Raw genomic sequence first — 20,244 nt, forward strand, 5'->3', positions numbered from 1 at the left:
CTTAGTTCTGTTTCCCGGTATTGGCGATCGCCTTCGACAGGGCATCGCTTACCAGGTCCTCAACGCGGATGCGGGCTTCCAGAGATTGCTTGAAGGCGGCCGATGCGGATTTTCCGGCATCGGGCAGGATGTTCCACTCGGTCACCGCGCCCGGCAGATCGCCGTTCCTGACCTTGTCCTCGAAACGCGCGGCGATGGCATCGATGCTGTCGCCGGGCACATTGCCGACGGGGCGGACCTGCACCAGCGATTTCGCTCCCGACATCAGCCGGCTGCTCCAGCTCTGGTTCGGATCGTCGGTCTGCGCGGTGGCGACGATTGCGGTCGCGACATCGGAAACCTGGCGGATCAGGTCGGCACGGGAGGGCACGCCGGTCTGGGCGAAATTCTTGAGATCTGCAACGGCTGGATCGTCCGGCGCAACATTGGCAAAGGTGTCGAGCTCAGGCTGGAAGGGGCCGCCGCGGTCGATTGCCGCCTTCAACGCTGCAGCTGCGATGGCGCGGGCAACCGCGCTTTCCTGGCTCGGTCCGCTCAACTTCTTTTCAGCGTCGTCAAGACGCTTGCTGACTTCGGCATCTGAGGTTGCCTGGCTCTGCGTTGCCTTGCTGAGATCCGATTTCAGCTGCTCCACCTCGCTGGTGAGCGAAGCGATCTTCTGGTCGGAGGCGGGATTAGGGATGCCAGCCGAGCCATTTGCCGAAGCGCCGTTGGCAGCGCTCGCCTCAAGTGCTGCGACGCGGGCCGTCAGTGCTTCGTCCGGCTTTGCGGTTGGTGCGGCGGCGAGATTGGCGATGCTCTGCTTGAGACCGTCGATCTCCGCATTCAGTGCGGCGATCTCGGTTGCGCTGTCCTTGCCTGTGCGGCCGCCAGGCAGGAAGCCCGCATATTGCAAGGCGCCGGCGCAAATGAGGGCGATCAAGCCGCCGGTGATGCCGGCCGCGATAAGGCCTGATGTCGAACCCTCGCGCGACGGCGGACGCTCGGTATGAGGCGGATGGTCGGCATGGGACGGTGGAGGATCGGCCTGCTGCGCAGCGGCCGTTTGCGGCTCTTGCGGTGCGGCGCCGAAGATCGACTCCTGAGCTTCTTCGCGAAATGGCTCCTTCTCCGCTTCCAGCGGCATTTCCACTTCATCAGCCGAGGAGCCGCCAAGCTCGCCATGGCTGCGCTCAGTCAAATCTTCGGGAGCTGCGTCCTGCGCAGTTTTTTCGGCTTCCAGATCAATCGTGACCGGTTCGTCGTTGGGCTTCGAATGGTTAGGCGTTTTTCGCGATACCATGAGGTCCTCTTTATCATGCGCTGCAACGAAGTTAGACAGACAAGGCGATTATGGAAAGGCCTTACATCAAAATTGCGACCTTACGCGTGGATCAGAAGCGCCATAAGCCGGTCTTCATTCGGCATGTCGGCAATATCGACATGGGATCGCATCGGCTCCGGAACTGCGCTGGCGATGGTTTCGCTCAGGCAGAGAAATCGTGTTTCAGCAAGGATGCCGGGGTTGTGCCGAACGAATGGCAGGCTGAAAAAGCGTTTCGCCGTCTCCTGGGAATAGAGCAGTACGGCGTCCGCACGGGTGTCGGCGAAAAGCCGGCGAAGAATGTTGTCGTCTGGGACGATATTCTGCATCCGGTAGCATTCGATGGTCAGGAAAGGCAGGTGTCGCTCAGCCAGTCCGGCTTCGAAGCCAGCCGCTCGCGGAGACCCCGCAAGATAGAGAAGGGGGCCGTCGTGCAGGCATGAAGGATGGCCGGAGATCATGACGGCAAGCTCTGTGCCGCCGCCTTCGGATATGGCGATATTGCTGAATCCGAGATCAGCCGCTTCTTTGGCTGTCGCCTTTCCCACGGCAAAGAGGCGACGACCAAGATGAGGCGCAAGATCGGAATCCAACAACGAAAGCGCCCGGATCGCCTCGGCGCTGGTAACGGCGACGGCGCCCTGCGTGGCAAGGAGCGCTCGTCTCGCCTCCTCGACATCGTGGACAGGTTTGGCCAGCGGCAGCAGCAGGGGTTCATGTCCCATCTGCGCCAGCCGCCGCATGGTGCGCTCACCCGAATGCTGAGGGCGGGTGACGACGACGCGCATCCTTTGTCAGGTCCAGTCTTCGAAGAAGGTGCTGCCGGCTTCGGCGCGGATCGCCTGGCCGGCATTGATTCCGAGCGCCTCGGCATCGCGGCGGTGGCCCTCGATCGTGGTCGTGTGTACCTGCTTGCCATCCGGGGTGAGGATCATGCCGAAGAAGCGCAGATGATCGCCTTCGCAAATTGCGTAGCCGGCTATCGGCGTGCGGCAGGAGCCGTCGAGTGCGGCCAGGAAGGCGCGTTCGCAGGATACGGCATCGAAGGTCGGCGCGTCATTGACGGCGGCGAGCAGATCATTCATCCGCGCGTCGTCGATGCGGCTTTCGATTGTGATCGCGCCTTGCGCGGGCGCTGGAGGGAATTCGTCCGGGTCGAGAATATCGGTGATGACCTCGACCATGCCGAGCCGCTTCAGGCCGGCAAGCGCCAGCAAGGTCGCGTCGGCCTGCCCCTCTTCCAGCTTGCGCAGGCGCGTCTGGACGGAGCCGCGGAAGGTGATGACATTGATATCAGGGCGCAGACGGCGGATCAGTGCCTGGCGGCGCAGCGACGCAGAGCCGACGGTGGCGCCGTGCGGTAGCTCGATTAGTTTCGGCGCGGTGCGGCCGATGACAGAATCGCGGATATCTTCGCGCGGCAGATAGGCGGTGAGCGCCAAGCCTTGGGGCAGTTTCGTCGCCATATCCTTGGCCGAGTGCACGGCGAAGTCGAGTTCGCCCGACGTCAGCTTTTCTTCCAGTTCCTCGGTGAACAGGCCTTTGCCGCCGATTGCCGCCAGCGACCGGTCGGTGATGCGGTCGCCCTTGGTGGTGAGAACGACGATTTCGAACATCTCCTCCGGAAGGCCATGGGCCGCCATCAGGCGGTCGCGCGCTTCTCGCGCTTGGGCGAGCGCCAGCGGGCTGCCCCGCGTGCCGATCCGGAAAGGTTTTGTTTGCATCCGCTTTGATCCGTTGTTACCGACAGTTCCCGTAACCATATTTCCGCTTTATCGCAATCGACCTGTAGGCAACGAACTTTCTCCATGGCATCCGTTCTTCGTATTCTCGGCATCGAAACAAGCTGCGACGAAACCGCCGCGGCCATTGTCGAGCGTCGGGATGACGGCACGCCCAATGTCTGTTCCGATGTCGTCCTCAGCCAATTGGACGAGCATAGCGCCTATGGCGGCGTCGTGCCGGAAATTGCCGCGCGTGCGCATGTCGAGGCGCTCGATACGCTGATCGACGAAGCATTGAAACGCGCCAATGTGTCGCTCTTAGACGTCGATGCCATTGCCGCCACATCCGGTCCCGGCCTCATCGGCGGCCTGCTCGTCGGTCTGATGACCGGCAAGGCGATCTCACGTGCGACAGGCAAACCATTATACGCCATCAACCATCTGGAAGGCCATGCCCTGACCGCGCGGCTGACGGACGGACTTGCCTTTCCCTATCTCATGCTGCTCGTTTCCGGCGGCCATACCCAGCTGATCCTGGTGCGCGGCGTTGGCCAATATGAGCGCTGGGGCACGACCATCGACGATGCGCTGGGCGAAGCTTTCGACAAAACGGCCAAGCTTTTGGGGTTGCCTTATCCCGGCGGCCCGGCCGTGGAGGCAGCCGCCAAGAATGGCAATCCGGACCGCTTCGATCTGCCACGGCCGCTGGTCGGCGAGACGCGCCTCGATTTTTCCTTTTCCGGCCTGAAGACGGCGGTGCGGCAGGCGGCGACGGCGATCGCGCCTGTCACCGAGCAGGATATCGCCGATATTTGCGCCTCCTTCCAGAAGGCAATCTCGCGCACGCTGAAGGATCGCATTGGCCGAGGCCTGCAGCGCTTCAAGGCGGAGTTTCCGAAGACGGCGGAACAGCCGTCGCTTGTCGTGGCCGGTGGTGTCGCCGCCAATCTCGAACTGCGCCGCACGCTGCAGGAGCTTTGCGATGCCAATGGTTTCCGTTTCATCGCGCCGCCATTGAGACTGTGTACGGACAATGCCGTCATGATCGCCTGGGCTGGATTGGAGCGGATGGCAACGGGTGCGGCGCCTGATGATCTCGATGTGCAGCCGCGCTCGCGCTGGCCGCTGGATCAGAAGGCGGAAACCCTGCTGGGGCACGGCAAACGAGGAGCAAAGGCATGAGCGGCAACGAGAGGATCGCAGTCATCGGCGCCGGCGCTTTCGGCACGGCGCTCGCAGCCGTCATTGCATTGACCGGCCGCAGCGACGTCACCCTCGTCGGGCGAAAAGCCGGCCTGATGGCGGATCTTGCAGCCGATCGCATGCATGATGCCGTCCTGCCGGGGATTGCGCTTCCGGATTCTTTGAAGTTCTCGGCCGAGGCGGATGCCGTTTCCGATGCGGGCATCGTCCTCTTTGCCATGCCTTCGCAGGCGCAGGCCGATGCTGCCAAACATTATGGGCCTTATCTTGCCAAGGATGCCGTCGTCGTCACCTGCGCCAAGGGTATCGACAAGGTTTCCGGCGATCTGTTGACCGACATGCTGGAGCGCGAACTGCCGGAGCATGTCATCGCCGTTCTCTCCGGGCCGGGCTTTGCCTCCGACATCGCCAAAGGCCTGCCGACTGCCATGGCGATCGCCGCTACAGACATGGCGGTGGCGGAACGGCTTGCACAGGCGATTTCCGGTCCGACCTTCCGTCTTTACGCCTCGGACGACCGTATCGGCGTGCAGCTCGGGGGGGCGCTGAAGAATGTCCTCGCGATTGCCTGCGGTATCGTCGAGGGTCGGGGTATCGGCGATTCCGCCCGTGCGGCGCTGATCAGCCGCGGCCTTGCCGAGATGTCGCGCTTCGTCGCGGCCAAGGGCGGCAAGGCGGAAACCGTCCGCGGCCTATCTGGCCTTGGCGACCTCGTGCTGACGGCGACCAGCCATCAATCCCGCAATCTGCGTTTCGGCATTGCCCTTGGTAAAGGAGAAACGGTTGACCCAACGCGTGGCACGCTGGTCGAAGGCGCCTATGCCGCATCCATTGCCGCGCGGCTTGCCCACGAACTCGGCGTTGACATGCCGATCACCGACGCGGTGTCCGCCATCATCGACGGCAAACTCGACATAGGCGCAGCCATCGGGCAATTGATGACACGGCCGATCACCACGGAATAGTTTCTGGGGAATATTTTCTGAATATCTGAAGGAGCCAAGCAATGCTGTTTGCCTTTGTCTGCAAGGACAAGCCCGGTCACCTGAATGTCCGCATGGAGACGCGCCCGGCGCATTTGGAACATCTGAATAAGCTCAATGCCGAGGGCACGCTGAAGATGGCGGGTCCGTTCCTCGACGCGGAAGGCAAGCCGAATGGCAGCCTCGTGATCGTCGAGGCGGAAAGCATCGAAGCGGCAGTCGCGATTGCCGATGCGGATCCCTATACGAAGGCCGGCTTGTTCGAGAGCGTCGAGATCAAGCCGTTCAACTGGGTCTTCAACAAGCCGGAGGCATAAGAGATGGCGCATTGGCTTTATAAATCCGAGCCGTCCTCCTGGTCCTGGCAACAGCAGAAGGATGCCGGCGACAAGGGAACGGAATGGACCGGCGTGCGCAACTATCTCGCCCGCAACAACATGCGGGCCATGCAGATCGGCGACAAGGGCTTCTTCTATCATTCCAATGACGGGCTAGAGGTCGTCGGTATCGTCGAGGTCTGCGCGCTGGCGCATCCGGATTCGACCGCGAAGGATGATCCGCGCTGGGAATGCGTCGATATCCGCGCCGTCCGCGACATGCCGAATCCCGTGACTCTCAAAGACATCAAGGCCAATCCGAAGCTTGCGCAGATGGCGCTCGTCACCTCCATGCGGCTTTCGGTGCAGCCGGTGACGGATGATGAATGGTTGGAAGTCTGCCGCATGGGCGGGCTGGAAAACCCGCCGGCCTGATTCCGCCTTGTTCGGCAGGTGGGAGATTCATTGAAAACCGATCCGGAAAGCTTCATCCGCGCCAATACCAGCCTGATGGCGCCGCCGCATGTGCCGGAAATCCGGCTGCATCTGGCAAGCGAAGCGCATGAGCTGTGGCTGAAGACGGAAGAGGAGCTGCAAGAGATCGGCCTGCCGCCGCCCTTCTGGGCCTTTGCCTGGGCGGGTGGCCAGGGCTTGGCGCGCTATATACTCGATCATCCGGAGATCGTTGCCGGCAAAACGGTGCTGGATTTTGCCAGCGGCTCCGGACTTGTCGCGATTGCCGCCAAGCGAGCAGGTGCGGTCCAGGTGATCGCGGTCGATATCGATCCGTGGGCGGGCACGGCGATCCGGCTCAATGCTGCTGAAAACGGTGTGGCCCTGGATTTTTCCGGCGACAATATGATCGGGCAGGCCGTGGATGAGGGCATCATTCTCGCCGGCGATGTCTTCTATGATCGCGATTTTGCCGCGAGCCTCGTTCCCTGGCTAAGGCGATTGGCCGGCGACGGGAAGACGGTTCTGGTCGGCGATCCCGGCAGGGCCTATCTTCCCAAGGATCGTCTGCAAGAGCAGGCGACCTATCAAGTGCCGGTGACGCGGGCGCTTGAGGACAGCGAAGTCAAGAAAACGACGGTCTGGCGGTTTCTCGCCGATTGAGAATCATCAATGCCGGATGACGCAGACGCCCGCTTCGTATGAGCAGGGATTGTCGGCATAGCGAACATCGATGACCTTCGCCTTCGGTCGCAGCTGCGCCGCAGCGGTCCGGGCATAGGGATTGTAGCCGCCATAGCCGATAACATAGGTGCCGCCATCAGCCCGATAGACGTCGGCCGAACCGGCATAGCTGCCGGCGCTTGCCGCATCGCGTCGTTCCATGATCACGATCCGGGCGGGTTGCTGCCCTGAACCCTGCGGTTGGGATATCTGGTTGAGGCGCACGATGCCGGAGCGGTTGTGATGGTGCCAGTGGCGATAGTCGCCGGCTGAAGTCGGCGTCGAGGAAAGAGCGGCTGCCGCTAAAACGAGCGCTGCTGCCTTGAAAAGATGCGGGGCCATGATTCGATCCGCTTCGGTTCGTTAATGAAATCTTAACGGCAGATTGCCCGAAGACCGCAGCGAAGTCCATGTCAGGCTTGCCGAAATGGTAAATGGGCCGGAATGGGAGGCTCTTCTCTGCATGCTCGCTAAAGTGCAGAGCGATCCGAATCGATTAAATTCGATGCAGGCATCAATTGTGCTTGTCGATGGCCGTCTGTGTGATTAATGGTCGCAATGATGCAACGCACACTGCGCATCCCCGCGCGCGCGTTGCCCCGGATATCCGGGTTCTAAGCGTATCGTAACGCCGCGAGGTTCTGATGGCGAACGTCACACAAAACCGGCCTCTGTCGCCGCATCTGCAAATCTACAAACCTATCCCCACCATGGTCATGTCGATCGTCCACCGCATCACCGGTGGCGCGCTCTACTTCGGCACGGTGCTGGTCGCCTGGTGGCTGATCGCCGCGGCGACGGGTCAGGGCTATTTCGATCTGGTCAATTGGATCATGGGTACGATCATCGGCCGCATCATCCTGCTCGGCTACACCTGGGCGCTGCTGCACCATATGCTGGGTGGCTTTCGTCATTTCATCTGGGATCTCGGGCATGGTTTCGATCCCGCCGTCTCGACGAAGATGGCCAAGTTCACGCTCATCGGCTCGATCTGTCTGACCGCGCTGGTCTGGATCATCGGCATCGTCATCCGGCTGGGTTGATTGGCATGATCGCTCCCGGAAGCGCCTGGGCACATTTCGGGATCATGCTTTAAAGGATATTTCTCATGGATATGCGCACTCCTCTGGGCAAAGTCCGCGGTCTCGGTTCCGCCAAGGAAGGTACCGATCATTTCTGGCGCCAGCGCCTGACCGCCGTTGCCAATGTTCCACTTTTCCTCTTCTTCGTCATCTTCCTGATGATCTATGCCGGCGCGCCCTACGCTGAAGTCGTGCATGCGATCTCGAATCCGATCGTCGCCGTCATCTTCGCCCTGATGGTGATCTCCGCCCTCATTCATATGAAGATCGGCATGCAGGTCATCATCGAGGACTATGTTCATGGCGAATTCGCCAAGATCGTCCTTCTCATGCTCAACACGTTCTTCGCGATCGTCGTGGCGGGGCTCTGTCTTTTCGCCATTCTGAAGATCGCGTTCGTAGGATAATTGCATCATGGCACCGAACTCATCCGCTCAGAATGGGCCCGCCCAGAACGGGAAAGCCTACAAGTATATCGACCACTCCTATGACGTGATCGTCGTCGGCGCCGGCGGCGCCGGCCTGCGCGCCACGCTCGGCATGGCCGAACAGGGCTTCCGCACCGCCTGCATCACCAAGGTCTTCCCCACCCGTTCGCACACCGTCGCAGCCCAGGGCGGCATTGCCGCCTCGCTGCAGAACATGACGCCGGACAGCTGGCAGTGGCATCTATACGACACCGTCAAGGGCTCCGACTGGCTCGGCGACGTCGACGCCATGCAGTACATGGTCATGGAAGCGCCGAAGGCCGTCTACGAACTCGAGCATTACGGCGTGCCCTTCTCGCGCAACGAAGAAGGCAAGATCTATCAGCGCCCGTTCGGCGGCCACATGCAGAATTTCGGCGAGGGACCGCCGGTGCAGCGCACCTGTGCCGCCGCCGACCGTACGGGCCACGCCATCCTGCACACGCTCTACGGCCAGTCGCTGCGCAACAATGCGGAATTCTTCATCGAGTATTTTGCACTCGACCTCATCATGTCCGATGACGGCAGCCGTTGCACCGGCGTCGTCGCCTGGTGCCTCGATGACGGCACGATCCATCGCTTCGCCGCCAAGATGGTGGTGCTGGCGACCGGCGGCTATGGCCGCGCCTATTTCTCGGCGACCTCCGCCCATACCTGCACCGGCGACGGTGGCGGCATGGTGGCCCGCGCCGGCCTGCCGCTGCAGGATATGGAATTCGTTCAGTTCCATCCGACCGGTATCTACGGTTCGGGCTGCCTGATCACCGAAGGCGCACGCGGCGAAGGCGGTTATCTCGTCAATTCCGAGGGCGAGCGCTTCATGGAACGCTATGCGCCGTCGGCGAAGGACCTTGCCTCGCGTGACGTCGTTTCGCGCTGCATGACGCTTGAGATCCGCGAGGGCCGCGGCGTCGGCAAGAACAAGGATCACATCTTCCTACATCTCGACCATCTCGATCCGGCCGTGCTGCACGAGCGCCTGCCGGGCATCTCCGAGAGCGCGCGCATCTTCGCTGGCGTCGATGTGACCCGCGATCCGATCCCGGTCCTGCCGACCGTTCACTACAATATGGGCGGCATTCCCACGAACTATTGGGGCGAAGTGCTGAATGCCGACAGCAGCAATCCCGAGCGCGTGCTGCCGGGCCTGATGGCCGTCGGCGAAGCCGGCTGCGCATCGGTGCACGGCGCCAATCGCCTCGGCTCCAACTCGCTGATCGACCTCGTGGTCTTCGGCCGTGCTGCGGCCATCCGCGCCGGCCAGGTCATCGACCGCAACAGCCCGGTTCCCCCTGTGAATGTCGCCGCCTGCGACAAGATCATGGAGCGCTTCGATCGCCTGCGCCATGCCAGCGGCTCGACGCCGACGGCGGCACTGCGCGAGAAGATGCAGCGCGCCATGCAGGAAGATGCCGCCGTGTTCCGTACCCAGGAATCGCTGGAATCCGGCTGCCGCCGCCTGTCGGAGATCTGGAAGGAATTGCCAGATATCAAGGTCACCGACCGCTCGCTGATCTGGAATTCCGACCTTGTCGAGACGCTGGAGCTGCACAATCTGATGGCCAATGCCATCACGACCATCTATGGCGCCGAGGCTCGCAAGGAAAGCCGCGGCTCGCATGCCCGCGAGGACTATACCGAGGGCAAGTTTGCCGGCCGCGACGACGAGAACTGGCGCAAGCATACGCTTGCCTGGGTCAACGAGGCAGGCGACGTGAAGCTCGACTATCGTCCGGTTCACACCGACCTGATCGCCGAAGGCATCGATCCGCACAAGATCGAGCCGAAGGCACGCGTGTATTGATCTGAGAGGAACTGACCATGGTTGAACTCGCTCTCCCCAAGAACTCTCAGATGCGCGAAGGCAAGGTCTGGCCGAAGCCGGTCGGCGCCAAGAACACGCGCGAATTCCGCGTCTATCGCTGGAGCCCGGATGACGGCCAGAACCCGAGCATCGATACCTATTACATCGATGTCGACGATTGCGGCCCGATGGTGCTCGACGGTCTGCTTTACATCAAGAACAAGATCGACCCGACGCTGACGCTGCGCCGCTCCTGTCGCGAAGGCATTTGCGGCTCCTGCGCGATGAACATCGACGGCACCAACACGCTCGCCTGCACCAAGGGTCTGGATGAGATCAAGGGCACCGTGAAGATCTATCCGCTGCCGCATATGCCCGTCGTCAAGGACCTCGTGCCTGACCTGACGAACTTCTATGCCCAGCATCGCTCGATCGAGCCTTGGCTGAAGACGGTCTCGCCGCCGCCGGCCAAGGAATGGAAGCAGAGCCATGAGGACCGCCTCAAACTCGACGGCCTCTACGAATGCATTCTCTGCGCCTGCTGCTCCACCTCCTGTCCGAGCTACTGGTGGAACGGCGACCGCTACCTCGGCCCGGCTGTGCTGCTGCAGGCCTATCGCTGGCTGATCGATTCCAGAGACGAAGCCAAGGGCGAGCGCCTCGATAACCTCGAGGATCCCTTCCGCCTCTATCGCTGCCATACGATCATGAACTGCGCCCAGACCTGCCCGAAGGGTCTGAACCCGGCCAAGGCGATCGCCGAAATCAAGAAGATGATGGTCGAGCGGCGGGTCTGACCCGCCTTTTGACTACAAATGATGAAAGAATGCTTCGGCAGGTTTTTTGCCGAAGCGCTCGCATAATCCTCTAGATGACATGCGATATCGCTATCGTCGCGCATAGGTATTCAAGAGAGCATTGGTGGGAGAGAATGCCGAAATTCTCCGCCTGCGTTCATTTTGAGTGAGGCGCGGTGGATCAGCCTTGAAACCACCCGATTCTTGTCCAGCTATGGCCTTCGGCAATTTGTGGCGGTATCGACTTGATTAACCAAAGTGAAATACGATAATTCGGACATCATTAAATATCACTTTGTCGATGTCAGCAGTGGACAATCATTTAGGAGTGTGATGATGCAGTTTAGATATGCAGTGACGGCTGCGGCGATTGGCCTGTCGCTTGCCGGTTGCCAGCGCACGGCATACAATAACGACAGTTATTCGTCTCCGGCGCCACTGCAGGCTCAGCCTGTTCCTTCCGTCCAATCCAGCCAGCTTCCGCCTCCCGGCGCCGGTAACGGCTCGCAATTCCCAGCGGCGCCGGCGAGCGCACCGAATGCAGCCAATCCGGCGCAGCAGCAGGCGATGGCGGCTTCGGCCATGGATGTCACGAAAGAATCGATGGTCGGCAGCTGGAAGGTGAGCAATGGCGGATCGAGCTGCGATATGTTCCTGACATTGACCAACCTCGGCAGCGGTTCGCGCGGCGGTACGCGCGGTTGCGCGGGCGAACTGACCTCGATGGGCTCGTGGGAAGTCTCTGGCAAGCAGGTTCTCCTGAAGAATCGTGACGGCTCGACGATCGGTACGGTCTACAAGACGGCCGATTCGCGTTTTGACGGTTCGACCGCCTCCGGCCAGCCGCTCAGCCTCAGCCGATAAGCTTATTTTGAAAGGGGCAGCAATCCTTCGGGTGCGCCCTTATTTTGCACAGGCGGATATTTCCCCATGCAGCCCATGCCAGATTATTCGATCAGCGTCTGCGAACAGCTGAAGGCGCTGACGGCGTCCGGATCCCTTCAGGTGGATTCGGCACAGATGGATGTGGCGAAAATGCTGGACCGGGTGCTTGCCGATCTCAAGCGCAAGCGGCCCGCCGCAAAATCCAGCGCGCTCGGCTGGATGTTTGCTGCCCGCAAGAAGTCGGTCGAGACGATCAAGGGCCTCTATATTCACGGCAGCGTCGGGCGCGGCAAGACCATGTTGATGGACATGTTCTTCTCGATGGCGCCCTGCCAGAAGAAACGCCGGGCGCATTTCTTCGAGTTCATGACCGATGTGCACAATCGCATCGCGGCGCAGCGGCTGAAATTCAAGAATGGCGAGACCAAGCAGGCCGATCCCATACCACCTGTCGCCGCCGATCTCTATGCCGAAGCCGAACTGCTTTGCTTCGACGAATTCACTGTGACCGACATTGCCGACGCGATGATCCTGTCGCGGCTGTTTTCCGAACTGTTCTCGCTCGGCTGCGTGCTGATCGCCACCTCGAATGTCGAACCCGATAATCTCTATCGCGACGGGCTCAATCGCGGCCTCTTTCTGCCCTTCATCGATCTCCTCAAGAAGCATGTCGATGTGGTGACGCTGGACTCGCCGACCGACTATCGCATGGAGAAGCTGAACAGCCAGCCCGTCTATCTGACGCCGCTGGACCAGCGCACCGACATGGCGATGGATGCCTCCTGGATGCAGGCGCTGCATGGGCGCAAGGCGCAGCCGATGGAGATCCCGATGAAGGGGCGCTCCATCCATGTGCCTCTGGCCGTCGACCGCATGGCGCGCTTTTCCTTCGCCGATCTCTGCGACGCGCCGCTCGGGCCTGCCGATTTCCTCGCCATCGCCGAACGGTTTGATACGATCTTCCTCGATCGCGTGCCGAAGCTCAGGCCGGACAAGCGCAACCAGACGAAGCGTTTTATCATTCTGATCGACACGCTCTACGATCATAATATCCGTCTCTACATCTCCGCGGCTGCCATGCCGGAAGATCTGCTCGAGGAGCGGCGGGGGACAGAAGGCTTCGAATTCGACCGCACGGCATCGCGGCTTTTCGAGATGCGGAGCGCCGAATATCTGGCTCAGACTCCGGCCAGGCGTGCCGCCGAGTAACAATTCGGTGACAGAGTGTCTTACGTTTACGTAAGACATTTTCGATCTAACCGATTGAAATTCCTGATCCCAAAATAATCAATTGCCAATTTCGGCCTTTGGGTCTATGCGAATGGCGGCAAAGGTGGATGCCTTGCAGGTGTCCCGCCACGGATTTTGATCGCAAAGGATACACCGAAATGGCGCGCAACAAGATCGCACTTATTGGTTCTGGCATGATTGGTGGCACGCTGGCGCATCTCGCCGGCCTGAAGGAACTGGGCGACATCGTCCTGTTCGACATCGCGGACGGCATTCCTCAGGGCAAGGGTCTCGACATTGCCCAGTCTTCTCCGGTCGAAGGCTTCGACGCCAATCTCACGGGCGCCAGCGACTATTCCGCGATCGAAGGCGCTGACGTCTGCATCGTCACGGCAGGCGTTCCCCGCAAGCCGGGCATGAGCCGCGACGATCTTCTCGGCATCAACCTCAAGGTCATGGAACAGGTCGGCGCCGGCATCAAGAAGTATGCCCCGAATGCTTTCGTGATCTGCATCACCAATCCGCTCGACGCCATGGTCTGGGCGCTGCAGAAATTCTCAGGCCTGCCGACCAACAAGGTCGTGGGCATGGCTGGCGTGCTCGATAGCTCGCGCTTCCGCCTCTTCCTCGCCAAGGAATTCAACGTATCGGTCGAAGACGTCACGGCTTTCGTTCTCGGCGGCCACGGCGACTCGATGGTTCCGCTCGCCCGCTACTCCACCGTTGCCGGCATCCCGCTGACGGATCTCGTCAACATGGGCTGGCTGACCGCCGAGCGCCTCGAAGAAATCATCCAGCGCACCCGTGACGGCGGCGCCGAGATCGTCGGCCTGCTCAAGACCGGTTCCGCTTACTACGCTCCGGCCGCGTCCGCCATCGCCATGGCCGAGTCCTACCTCAAGGACAAGAAGCGCGTCCTGCCCTGCGCCGCGCACCTCGATGGCCAGTACGGCGTCAAGGACATGTATGTCGGCGTTCCCACCGTCATCGGTGCCGGCGGCATCGAGCGCGTCATCGAAATCGACCTGAACAAGGCTGAAAAGGAAGCCTTCGACAAGTCGGTCGCAGCCGTTGCGGGTCTTTGCGAAGCCTGCGCTACGATCGCGCCGTCGCTGAAGTAATTTCCGCGTTCCAACAGGGATAGACCCATGAACATTCATGAATACCAGGCTAAGGCGCTGCTGAAGAGCTATGGCGCACCCGTCGCGGACGGCGTTGCCATCTTCTCCGCCGATGAAGCCGCTGCTGCTGCCAAACAGCTTCCAGGCCCGCTTTACGTCGTCAAGAGCCAGATTCACGCTGGCGGCCGGGGCAAGGGCAAGTTCAAGGAACTCGGCCCAGACGCCAAGGGCGGCGTTCGCCTCGCCAAGTCCGTTGACGACGTTGTCGCCAACGCCAAGGACATGCTCGGCAATACGCTGGTGACCAAGCAGACCGGCCCGGCCGGCAAGCAGGTCAACCGCCTCTACATCGAAGACGGCGCCGATATCGACCGCGAACTCTATCTCTCGATCCTCGTCGACCGTTCCGTCGGTCAGGTTGCTTTCGTCGTTTCGACCGAAGGCGGCATGGACATCGAGACCGTTGCGCATGACACGCCGGAAAAGATCATCACCGTCGCCATCGACCCGTCGACGGGCGTGACGGCTGCCAACACGGCTGCCCTTTCTGATGCGCTGAAGCTTGAGGGCGCTGCCCGCGAAGATGCCGCCAAGCTCTTCCCGATCCTCTACAAGGCCTTCGTCGAGAAGGACATGGCGCTCCTCGAAGTCAACCCGCTGATCGTCATGACCAACGGCCGCCTGCGCGTTCTCGACGCCAAGGTTTCCTTCGACGGCAACGCGCTCTTCCGTCATGAAGACATCCGCGCGCTGCGCGATACGACCGAAGAAGACGAGAAGGAAATCCAGGCCCACGAATACGATCTCGCCTATGTCGCCCTCGACGGCAACATCGGCTGCATGGTCAACGGCGCCGGTCTCGCCATGGCAACCATGGACATCATCAAGCTCTACGGCGCTGAGCCGGCGAACTTCCTCGATGTCGGCGGTGGCGCTTCCAAGGAAAAGGTCACGGCCGCCTTCAAGATCATCACTGCCGATCCGGCTGTCCAGGGCATTCTGGTCAACATCTTCGGCGGCATCATGAAGTGCGACGTCATTGCCGAAGGCGTGCTTGCAGCCGTCAAGGAAGTCGGTCTGAAGGTTCCGCTCGTCGTTCGCCTCGAAGGCACCAATGTCGAGCTCGGCAAGAAGATCATCAACGAATCCGGTCTCAACGTCATCTCCGCAGATGACCTGGACGATGCCGCCCAGAAGATCGTGAAGGCAGTCAAGGGCTGATCGGGATGGCTGCTTCCTTCGCTCCAACGGCTGCTCATCTTCGCCTCGGTGCCTTTGCCGGCACCTGGGAAGGGAAAGAGCATGTCGCGGCTTCGGCCTGGACGAAGGAAGGCACGGCAACCGCGCGGCTCACGGCCGAGTGTCTGTTCGGCGGATTTTTCGTCGAACAGCGCTACGTGCAGACGCGCGATGGCGAAACCTCGTTCGAAGCCCGGAATATTCTCGGCTTCGACGGAGCGGATCAGGCCTATAAGCTCTATCAGTTCGATACGGTGGGCTTTGTGCCCGCCGCGCCGGCTTCCGGCGAGTGGATCGACGATAAGCTTGTCCTGACCCGAGTTTCGCCGCGCGGTGCGCAACGCACTCTCTTCCAGTTCGAAAATGAAGACTGCTACCGCATGGGCGTCACGTTCTCGCCCGCCGGCAGCGATACATGGCAGGAGGTCGTCAGCGGCTTGTACCGTCGCGTTGCCTCCGCGTCTTCCAACCTCTCGTAACAAAGGCCTCGCATGTCTATTCTCATCAACAAAGACACCAAGGTTCTGGTTCAGGGCCTGACCGGCAAGACCGGCACTTTCCACACTGAACAGGCTCTTGCCTATCACGGCACGAAGATGGTCGGCGGTATCCACCCTTCCAAGGGCGGTGAAACCTGGACCGGCAAGGACGGCGAAAAGCTGCCGATCTTCAAGTCCGTCGCCGAAGGCAAGGATGCGACCGGTGCCAACGCCTCGGTCATCTACGTTCCGCCGGCAGGCGCCGCAGCTGCGATCCTCGAAGCGATCGACGCCGAGATCCCGCTTATCGTCTGCATCACGGAAGGCATTCCGGTTGCCGACATGGTCAAGGTCAAGGATCGTCTGATCAAGTCGAAGTCGCGCCTGATCGGGCCGAACTGCCCGGGCGTGCTCACTCCGAACGAATGCAAGATCGGCATCATGCCGGGCTCCATCTTCAAGAAAGGCTCCGTCGGCGTTCTCTCGCGTTCCGGCACTCTGACCTACGAAGCTGTGTTCCAGACCACCAATGAAGGCCTCGGCCAGACGACGGCCGTCGGCATCGGCGGCGATCCGGTCAAGGGTACCGAATTCATCGACGTCCTCGAGATGTTCCTCGCCGACGACGAAACCAAGTCGATCATCATGATCGGCGAAATCGGCGGTTCGGCTGAAGAAGACGCCGCACAGTTCCTCAAGGACGAAGCCAAGAAGGGCCGCAAGAAGCCGATGGTCGGCTTCATCGCCGGCCGCACGGCACCTCCCGGCCGCACGATGGGCCATGCCGGCGCCGTCATTTCCGGCGGCAAGGGTGGCGCGGAAGACAAGATCGCAGCGATGGAATCGGCAGGCATCCGCGTGTCGCCGTCGCCGGCGCGTCTCGGCAAGACGCTGGTGGAAGTCCTGAAGGGCTGAGCCTACCTATAGCAAGGCCGGACGGGGCGGCAGTCGCCTTGTCCCGTCCGGTTTCAGAATTCACAAGTGCATACCGACGGCCTTGATGGCCTCAGACGAAATACGGTCGCCGGGAACCCGAAAACCGGCAATGCAAACAAGTTGGGAGACGGGCGAGAGCGCCCGCAGATTCACCATGGCAAGGCAAGAAGCCAACGAGCAATTTCAGATCACCTCGTTCCTGGATGGCGCCAATGCTGCCTATATCGAGCAGCTCTACGCGCGCTACGAGGACAATCCTTCATCGGTCTCCGACGAGTGGCGGTCGTTCTTCAAGGCGCTCGAGGATAGTCCCGACGATGTGAAGAAGGCGGCCAAGGGCGCCTCCTGGCAGCGCAAGAACTGGCCGATCCCGGCAAAGGGCGATCTCGTCTCCGCGCTTGATGGCGACTGGGGTGTTGTCGAAAAGGTCATCGAAACCAAGCTGAAGGCCAAGGCCGAAACCGCCGGAGCGCCGGCGAGCGCGACCGACGTCCTGCAGGCGACGCGCGATTCCGTCCGCGCCATCATGATGATCCGCGCCTATCGCATGCGCGGTCATCTGCATGCCAAGCTCGATCCGCTCGGCATTGCGGCCCCGGTCGAAGACTACAAGGAACTGTCGCCGGAAGCTTACGGCTTCACCGAGGCCGACCTCGACCGTAAGATCTTCATCGACAACGTGCTCGGCCTCGAATTCGCGACCATTCGCGAGATGATCGAGATCCTTGAGCGCACCTACTGCTCCACCCTCGGCGTCGAATTCATGCACATCTCCAATCCGGAGGAAAAGGCCTGGATTCAGGAGCGCATCGAAGGTCCGGACAAGGGCATCGCCTTCAATCCCGAGCGCAAGAAGGCCATCCTTCAGAAGATTATCGAAGCCGAGGGCTATGAGCAGTTCCTCGACGTCAAGTTCAAGGGTACCAAGCGCTTCGGCCTCGACGGCGGTGAATCGCTGATCCCGGCGCTCGAACAGATCCTCAAGAGCGGCAGCCAGCTCGGTCTTCGCGAAGCCGTGTTCGGCATGGCCCATCGCGGCCGTTTGAACGTGCTCTCCCAGGTCATGGGCAAGCCGCATCGCGCCATCTTCCACGAGTTCAAGGGCGGCTCTTACGCGCCGGACGAAGTCGAAGGCTCGGGCGACGTGAAGTACCATCTCGGGGCCTCCTCGGACCGTGATTTCGACGGCGCCAAGGTGCACGTGTCGCTGACGGCAAACCCGTCGCATCTCGAAATCGTCAACCCGGTCGTCATGGGCAAGGCCCGCGCCAAGCAGGATATGGGCGCCACCCAATGGGACGGCGATATCATCCCGCTGTCCGAGCGCGCCAAGGTCGTGCCGCTGCTCATCCATGGTGACGCGGCTTTCGCCGGCCAGGGCGTCGTTGCCGAAATCCTCGGCCTCTCCGGTCTGCGCGGCCACCGCGTTGCCGGCACGATGCACGTCATCATCAACAACCAGATCGGTTTCACCACCAATCCGGCCTTCTCGCGCTCGTCGCCCTATCCGTCCGACGTCGCCAAGATGATCGAGGCGCCGATCTTCCACGTCAACGGCGACGATCCGGAAGCGGTTGTTTATGCCGCGAAGATCGCGACCGAATTCCGCATGAAGTTCCACAAGCCGGTCGTGGTCGACCTCTTCTGCTACCGCCGTTACGGCCACAATGAAGGCGATGAGCCGTCCTTCACGCAGCCGAACATGTACAAGGTCATCCGCGCCCACAAGACGGTACTGCAGATCTATTCGCAGCGGCTGATCAGCGAAGGCGTGCTGACCGAAGGTGAAGTCGAGAAGATGAAGGCCGATTGGCGCGCGCATCTCGAGCAGGAGTTCGAGGCCGGCCAGTCCTACAAGCCGAACAAGGCCGACTGGCTTGACGGTGAGTGGTCCGGCCTGCACACGGCCGACAATGCCGACGAGCAGCGCCGCGGCAAGACCGCCGTGCCGATGAAGTCGCTGAAGGAAATCGGCCGCAAGCTGTCGGAAATCCCGGCCGGCTTCCATGCGCACCGCACCATCCAGCGCTTCATGGAAAACCGCGCCAACATGGTGCAGACCGGCGAGGGCATCGATTGGGCGATGGCGGAGGCTCTGGCCTTCGGTTCTCTCGTCGTCGAAGGCCACAAGATCCGCCTGTCCGGTCAGGACTGCGAACGCGGCACCTTCTCGCAGCGCCACTCGGTTCTCTACGATCAGGAGACCGAAGAGCGCTACATTCCGCTCGCCAATCTCTCGCCGACCCAGGCCCGTTACGAAGTCATCAACTCGATGCTCTCGGAAGAGGCGGTTCTCGGCTTCGAATACGGCTACTCGCTTGCCCGTCCGAACGCGCTGACCCTGTGGGAAGCCCAGTTCGGGGACTTCGCCAATGGTGCGCAGGTCGTGTTCGACCAGTTCATCTCGTCGGGTGAACGCAAGTGGCTGCGCATGTCGGGTCTGGTCTGCCTGCTGCCGCATGGCTATGAAGGCCAGGGTCCGGAACACTCCTCGGCTCGCCTGGAACGCTATCTGCAGCTCTGCGCCGAAGACAACATGCAGGTCGCCAACGTCACAACGCCGGCGAACTACTTCCACATTCTGCGCCGTCAGCTGAAGCGCGACTTCCGCAAGCCGCTGATCCTGATGACGCCGAAGTCGCTGCTGCGCCACAAGCGCGCCGTATCGACCCTTGCGGAGATGGCCGGCGAAAGCTCCTTCCATCGCCTGCTCTGGGATGATGCGGAGCTGATCAAGGACAGCCCGATCAAGCTGCAGAAGGACAACAAGATCCGTCGCGTTGTCATCTGCTCGGGCAAGGTCTATTACGATCTGCTGGAAGAGCGTGAGAAGCGCGGCATCGACGATATCTACCTGCTGCGTATCGAACAGCTCTATCCGTTCCCGGCCAAGGCGCTCATCAACGAGCTCAGCCGCTTCCGCAATGCGGAAATGGTCTGGTGCCAGGAAGAGCCGAAGAACATGGGCGCATGGTCCTTCATCGATCCGTATCTGGAATGGGTGCTTGCCCATATCGATGCGAAGTACCAGCGCGTTCGCTACACCGGCCGTCCGGCCGCCGCCTCGCCGGCGACGGGCCTGATGTCCAAGCATCTGTCGCAGCTTGCGGCGTTCCTTGAGGACGCGCTTGGCGGTTGAGGGGTTGCGCGATGGCCTATTTTCATCTGAAACTTGTGCCGCCGCGCCCCAGCTTCCCGCATGACGCCACGGAGGAGGAGATGGCCGCCATGCAGCAACACGCCGCCTATTGGCGAGAACATGCGAATGCCGGGACGGCAATTGTCGTCGGCCCGGTCTTCGCGGCCGATGGTGCTTTCGGCGTGGCTGTCGTCGACGTCGAGAATGCCGATGCGGCCAAGTCGCTTGGCGATGCCGATCCCGTCCTACTCGCCGGGCTCGGTTTCCGTATCGAAATCTCGCCGATGCCCTCACTCATTCTCCGGTCCTCTGTCGCCGGAATTCCATTCAACTCATAAAGACGAAAAATCAGGATTTGA

The 20,244-nt window shown here is 61.2% G+C and carries 21 protein-coding genes; 17 read left to right on the plus strand and 4 right to left on the minus strand.

Annotation, left to right across the window (positions count from 1 at the left end):
* Position 1 precedes the first annotated feature (1 nt).
* From FBZ99_RS27615 to hemC, 3 genes are all read right to left on the minus strand, one after another.
* The gene (locus FBZ99_RS27615) at positions 2-1,282 is read right to left on the minus strand and encodes a COG4223 family protein (RefSeq protein ID WP_145636073.1); all 1,281 of its coding nucleotides are present in this window, start codon (positions 1,280-1,282) and stop codon (positions 2-4) included.
* An 80-nt stretch (positions 1,283-1,362) separates the two neighbouring features.
* Positions 1,363-2,091, minus strand: a complete 729-nt coding sequence (locus tag FBZ99_RS27620) for a uroporphyrinogen-III synthase (protein WP_145636075.1) — start codon at positions 2,089-2,091, stop codon at positions 1,363-1,365.
* Positions 2,092-2,097: 6 nt separating this feature from the next.
* Complete coding sequence (gene hemC, locus FBZ99_RS27625; RefSeq protein WP_145636077.1) at positions 2,098-3,027, minus strand: hydroxymethylbilane synthase; 930 nt, start codon at positions 3,025-3,027, stop codon at positions 2,098-2,100.
* An 84-nt stretch (positions 3,028-3,111) separates the two neighbouring features.
* Between hemC and tsaD the strand changes: the two genes are divergently transcribed.
* Genes tsaD through FBZ99_RS27650 form a run of 5 tightly spaced genes read left to right on the plus strand, consistent with a single transcriptional unit; the run spans position 3,112 to position 6,646 of the window.
* Positions 3,112-4,209, plus strand: coding sequence for a tRNA (adenosine(37)-N6)-threonylcarbamoyltransferase complex transferase subunit TsaD (gene tsaD, locus FBZ99_RS27630; protein WP_145636079.1), 1,098 nt, complete (start codon positions 3,112-3,114; stop codon positions 4,207-4,209).
* The gene (locus FBZ99_RS27635; protein WP_145636081.1) at positions 4,206-5,195 is read left to right on the plus strand and encodes an NAD(P)H-dependent glycerol-3-phosphate dehydrogenase; all 990 of its coding nucleotides are present in this window, start codon (positions 4,206-4,208) and stop codon (positions 5,193-5,195) included. The genes tsaD and FBZ99_RS27635 overlap by 4 nt, the downstream gene beginning before the upstream one ends.
* A 41-nt stretch (positions 5,196-5,236) precedes the next feature.
* Positions 5,237-5,530, plus strand: coding sequence for a YciI-like protein (locus FBZ99_RS27640; protein WP_145636084.1), 294 nt, complete (start codon positions 5,237-5,239; stop codon positions 5,528-5,530).
* A gap of 3 nt (positions 5,531-5,533) precedes the next feature.
* Positions 5,534-5,965 carry an EVE domain-containing protein gene (locus FBZ99_RS27645; protein WP_145636086.1) on the plus strand — a complete coding sequence of 144 codons (432 nt, stop codon included), beginning with the start codon at positions 5,534-5,536 and terminating at the stop codon, positions 5,963-5,965.
* A 30-nt stretch (positions 5,966-5,995) separates the two neighbouring features.
* Positions 5,996-6,646, plus strand: a complete 651-nt coding sequence (locus FBZ99_RS27650) for a class I SAM-dependent methyltransferase (protein ID WP_145636088.1) — start codon at positions 5,996-5,998, stop codon at positions 6,644-6,646.
* A gap of 6 nt (positions 6,647-6,652) precedes the next feature.
* Here FBZ99_RS27650 and FBZ99_RS27655 read toward each other — a convergent pair whose 3' ends face one another.
* The gene (locus tag FBZ99_RS27655; protein ID WP_145636090.1) at positions 6,653-7,048 is read right to left on the minus strand and encodes a hypothetical protein; all 396 of its coding nucleotides are present in this window, start codon (positions 7,046-7,048) and stop codon (positions 6,653-6,655) included.
* A gap of 302 nt (positions 7,049-7,350) precedes the next feature.
* Between FBZ99_RS27655 and sdhC the strand changes: the two genes are divergently transcribed.
* From sdhC to FBZ99_RS27715, 12 genes are all read left to right on the plus strand, one after another.
* Complete coding sequence (gene sdhC, locus FBZ99_RS27660) at positions 7,351-7,749, plus strand: succinate dehydrogenase, cytochrome b556 subunit (protein WP_113354319.1); 399 nt, start codon at positions 7,351-7,353, stop codon at positions 7,747-7,749.
* Between the two features lie 65 nt (positions 7,750-7,814).
* The gene (sdhD, locus tag FBZ99_RS27665) at positions 7,815-8,195 is read left to right on the plus strand and encodes a succinate dehydrogenase, hydrophobic membrane anchor protein (protein ID WP_113330705.1); all 381 of its coding nucleotides are present in this window, start codon (positions 7,815-7,817) and stop codon (positions 8,193-8,195) included.
* Positions 8,196-8,202: 7 nt separating this feature from the next.
* A complete protein-coding gene (gene sdhA / locus FBZ99_RS27670; protein ID WP_112341366.1) occupies positions 8,203-10,059 on the plus strand; it encodes a succinate dehydrogenase flavoprotein subunit in 1,857 nt (618 codons plus the stop codon).
* A 17-nt stretch (positions 10,060-10,076) separates the two neighbouring features.
* Complete coding sequence (locus FBZ99_RS27675) at positions 10,077-10,856, plus strand: succinate dehydrogenase iron-sulfur subunit (protein ID WP_075853671.1); 780 nt, start codon at positions 10,077-10,079, stop codon at positions 10,854-10,856.
* Between the two features lie 336 nt (positions 10,857-11,192).
* A complete protein-coding gene (locus tag FBZ99_RS27680; RefSeq protein WP_069613433.1) occupies positions 11,193-11,720 on the plus strand; it encodes a protease inhibitor Inh/omp19 family protein in 528 nt (175 codons plus the stop codon).
* Positions 11,721-11,786: 66 nt separating this feature from the next.
* On the plus strand, positions 11,787-12,950 hold the full coding sequence (gene zapE, locus FBZ99_RS27685; protein ID WP_145636091.1) for a cell division protein ZapE: 1,164 nt from the start codon (positions 11,787-11,789) through the stop codon (positions 12,948-12,950).
* Between the two features lie 179 nt (positions 12,951-13,129).
* Positions 13,130-14,092 carry a malate dehydrogenase gene (gene mdh, locus FBZ99_RS27690; protein ID WP_069613384.1) on the plus strand — a complete coding sequence of 321 codons (963 nt, stop codon included), beginning with the start codon at positions 13,130-13,132 and terminating at the stop codon, positions 14,090-14,092.
* Between the two features lie 27 nt (positions 14,093-14,119).
* Complete coding sequence (gene sucC, locus FBZ99_RS27695; RefSeq protein WP_113330702.1) at positions 14,120-15,313, plus strand: ADP-forming succinate--CoA ligase subunit beta; 1,194 nt, start codon at positions 14,120-14,122, stop codon at positions 15,311-15,313.
* Between the two features lie 5 nt (positions 15,314-15,318).
* A complete protein-coding gene (locus FBZ99_RS27700) occupies positions 15,319-15,810 on the plus strand; it encodes a DUF1579 family protein (RefSeq protein WP_145636092.1) in 492 nt (163 codons plus the stop codon).
* Positions 15,811-15,822: 12 nt separating this feature from the next.
* Positions 15,823-16,725, plus strand: a complete 903-nt coding sequence (gene sucD, locus FBZ99_RS27705) for a succinate--CoA ligase subunit alpha (protein ID WP_095432963.1) — start codon at positions 15,823-15,825, stop codon at positions 16,723-16,725.
* A 175-nt stretch (positions 16,726-16,900) separates the two neighbouring features.
* Positions 16,901-19,885, plus strand: a complete 2,985-nt coding sequence (locus FBZ99_RS27710) for a 2-oxoglutarate dehydrogenase E1 component (RefSeq protein WP_145636094.1) — start codon at positions 16,901-16,903, stop codon at positions 19,883-19,885.
* Positions 19,886-19,896: 11 nt separating this feature from the next.
* Complete coding sequence (locus FBZ99_RS27715; RefSeq protein WP_145636096.1) at positions 19,897-20,223, plus strand: YciI family protein; 327 nt, start codon at positions 19,897-19,899, stop codon at positions 20,221-20,223.
* The last annotated feature ends 21 nt before the right edge of the window (positions 20,224-20,244 follow it).

This window comes from Rhizobium sp. ERR 1071 (assembly GCF_007828675.1).
GTDB lineage: Bacteria > Pseudomonadota > Alphaproteobacteria > Rhizobiales > Rhizobiaceae > Rhizobium > Rhizobium dioscoreae.

Bases quoted from the DNA above. Each gene is read 5' to 3' on its own strand.
- FBZ99_RS27615 (WP_145636073.1), bottom strand. From the start codon at position 1,282: ATGGTATCGCGAAAAACGCCTAACCATTCGAAGCCCAACGACGAACCG.
- FBZ99_RS27620 (WP_145636075.1), bottom strand. From the start codon at position 2,091: ATGCGCGTCGTCGTCACCCGCCCTCAGCATTCGGGTGAGCGCACCATG.
- hemC (WP_145636077.1), bottom strand. From the start codon at position 3,027: ATGCAAACAAAACCTTTCCGGATCGGCACGCGGGGCAGCCCGCTGGCG.
- tsaD (WP_145636079.1), top strand. From the start codon at position 3,112: ATGGCATCCGTTCTTCGTATTCTCGGCATCGAAACAAGCTGCGACGAA.
- FBZ99_RS27635 (WP_145636081.1), top strand. From the start codon at position 4,206: ATGAGCGGCAACGAGAGGATCGCAGTCATCGGCGCCGGCGCTTTCGGC.
- FBZ99_RS27640 (WP_145636084.1), top strand. From the start codon at position 5,237: ATGCTGTTTGCCTTTGTCTGCAAGGACAAGCCCGGTCACCTGAATGTC.
- FBZ99_RS27645 (WP_145636086.1), top strand. From the start codon at position 5,534: ATGGCGCATTGGCTTTATAAATCCGAGCCGTCCTCCTGGTCCTGGCAA.
- FBZ99_RS27655 (WP_145636090.1), bottom strand. From the start codon at position 7,048: ATGGCCCCGCATCTTTTCAAGGCAGCAGCGCTCGTTTTAGCGGCAGCC.
- sdhC (WP_113354319.1), top strand. From the start codon at position 7,351: ATGGCGAACGTCACACAAAACCGGCCTCTGTCGCCGCATCTGCAAATC.
- sdhD (WP_113330705.1), top strand. From the start codon at position 7,815: ATGGATATGCGCACTCCTCTGGGCAAAGTCCGCGGTCTCGGTTCCGCC.
- sdhA (WP_112341366.1), top strand. From the start codon at position 8,203: ATGGCACCGAACTCATCCGCTCAGAATGGGCCCGCCCAGAACGGGAAA.
- FBZ99_RS27675 (WP_075853671.1), top strand. From the start codon at position 10,077: ATGGTTGAACTCGCTCTCCCCAAGAACTCTCAGATGCGCGAAGGCAAG.
- FBZ99_RS27680 (WP_069613433.1), top strand. From the start codon at position 11,193: ATGCAGTTTAGATATGCAGTGACGGCTGCGGCGATTGGCCTGTCGCTT.
- zapE (WP_145636091.1), top strand. From the start codon at position 11,787: ATGCAGCCCATGCCAGATTATTCGATCAGCGTCTGCGAACAGCTGAAG.
- mdh (WP_069613384.1), top strand. From the start codon at position 13,130: ATGGCGCGCAACAAGATCGCACTTATTGGTTCTGGCATGATTGGTGGC.
- sucC (WP_113330702.1), top strand. From the start codon at position 14,120: ATGAACATTCATGAATACCAGGCTAAGGCGCTGCTGAAGAGCTATGGC.
- FBZ99_RS27700 (WP_145636092.1), top strand. From the start codon at position 15,319: ATGGCTGCTTCCTTCGCTCCAACGGCTGCTCATCTTCGCCTCGGTGCC.
- sucD (WP_095432963.1), top strand. From the start codon at position 15,823: ATGTCTATTCTCATCAACAAAGACACCAAGGTTCTGGTTCAGGGCCTG.
- FBZ99_RS27710 (WP_145636094.1), top strand. From the start codon at position 16,901: ATGGCAAGGCAAGAAGCCAACGAGCAATTTCAGATCACCTCGTTCCTG.
- FBZ99_RS27715 (WP_145636096.1), top strand. From the start codon at position 19,897: ATGGCCTATTTTCATCTGAAACTTGTGCCGCCGCGCCCCAGCTTCCCG.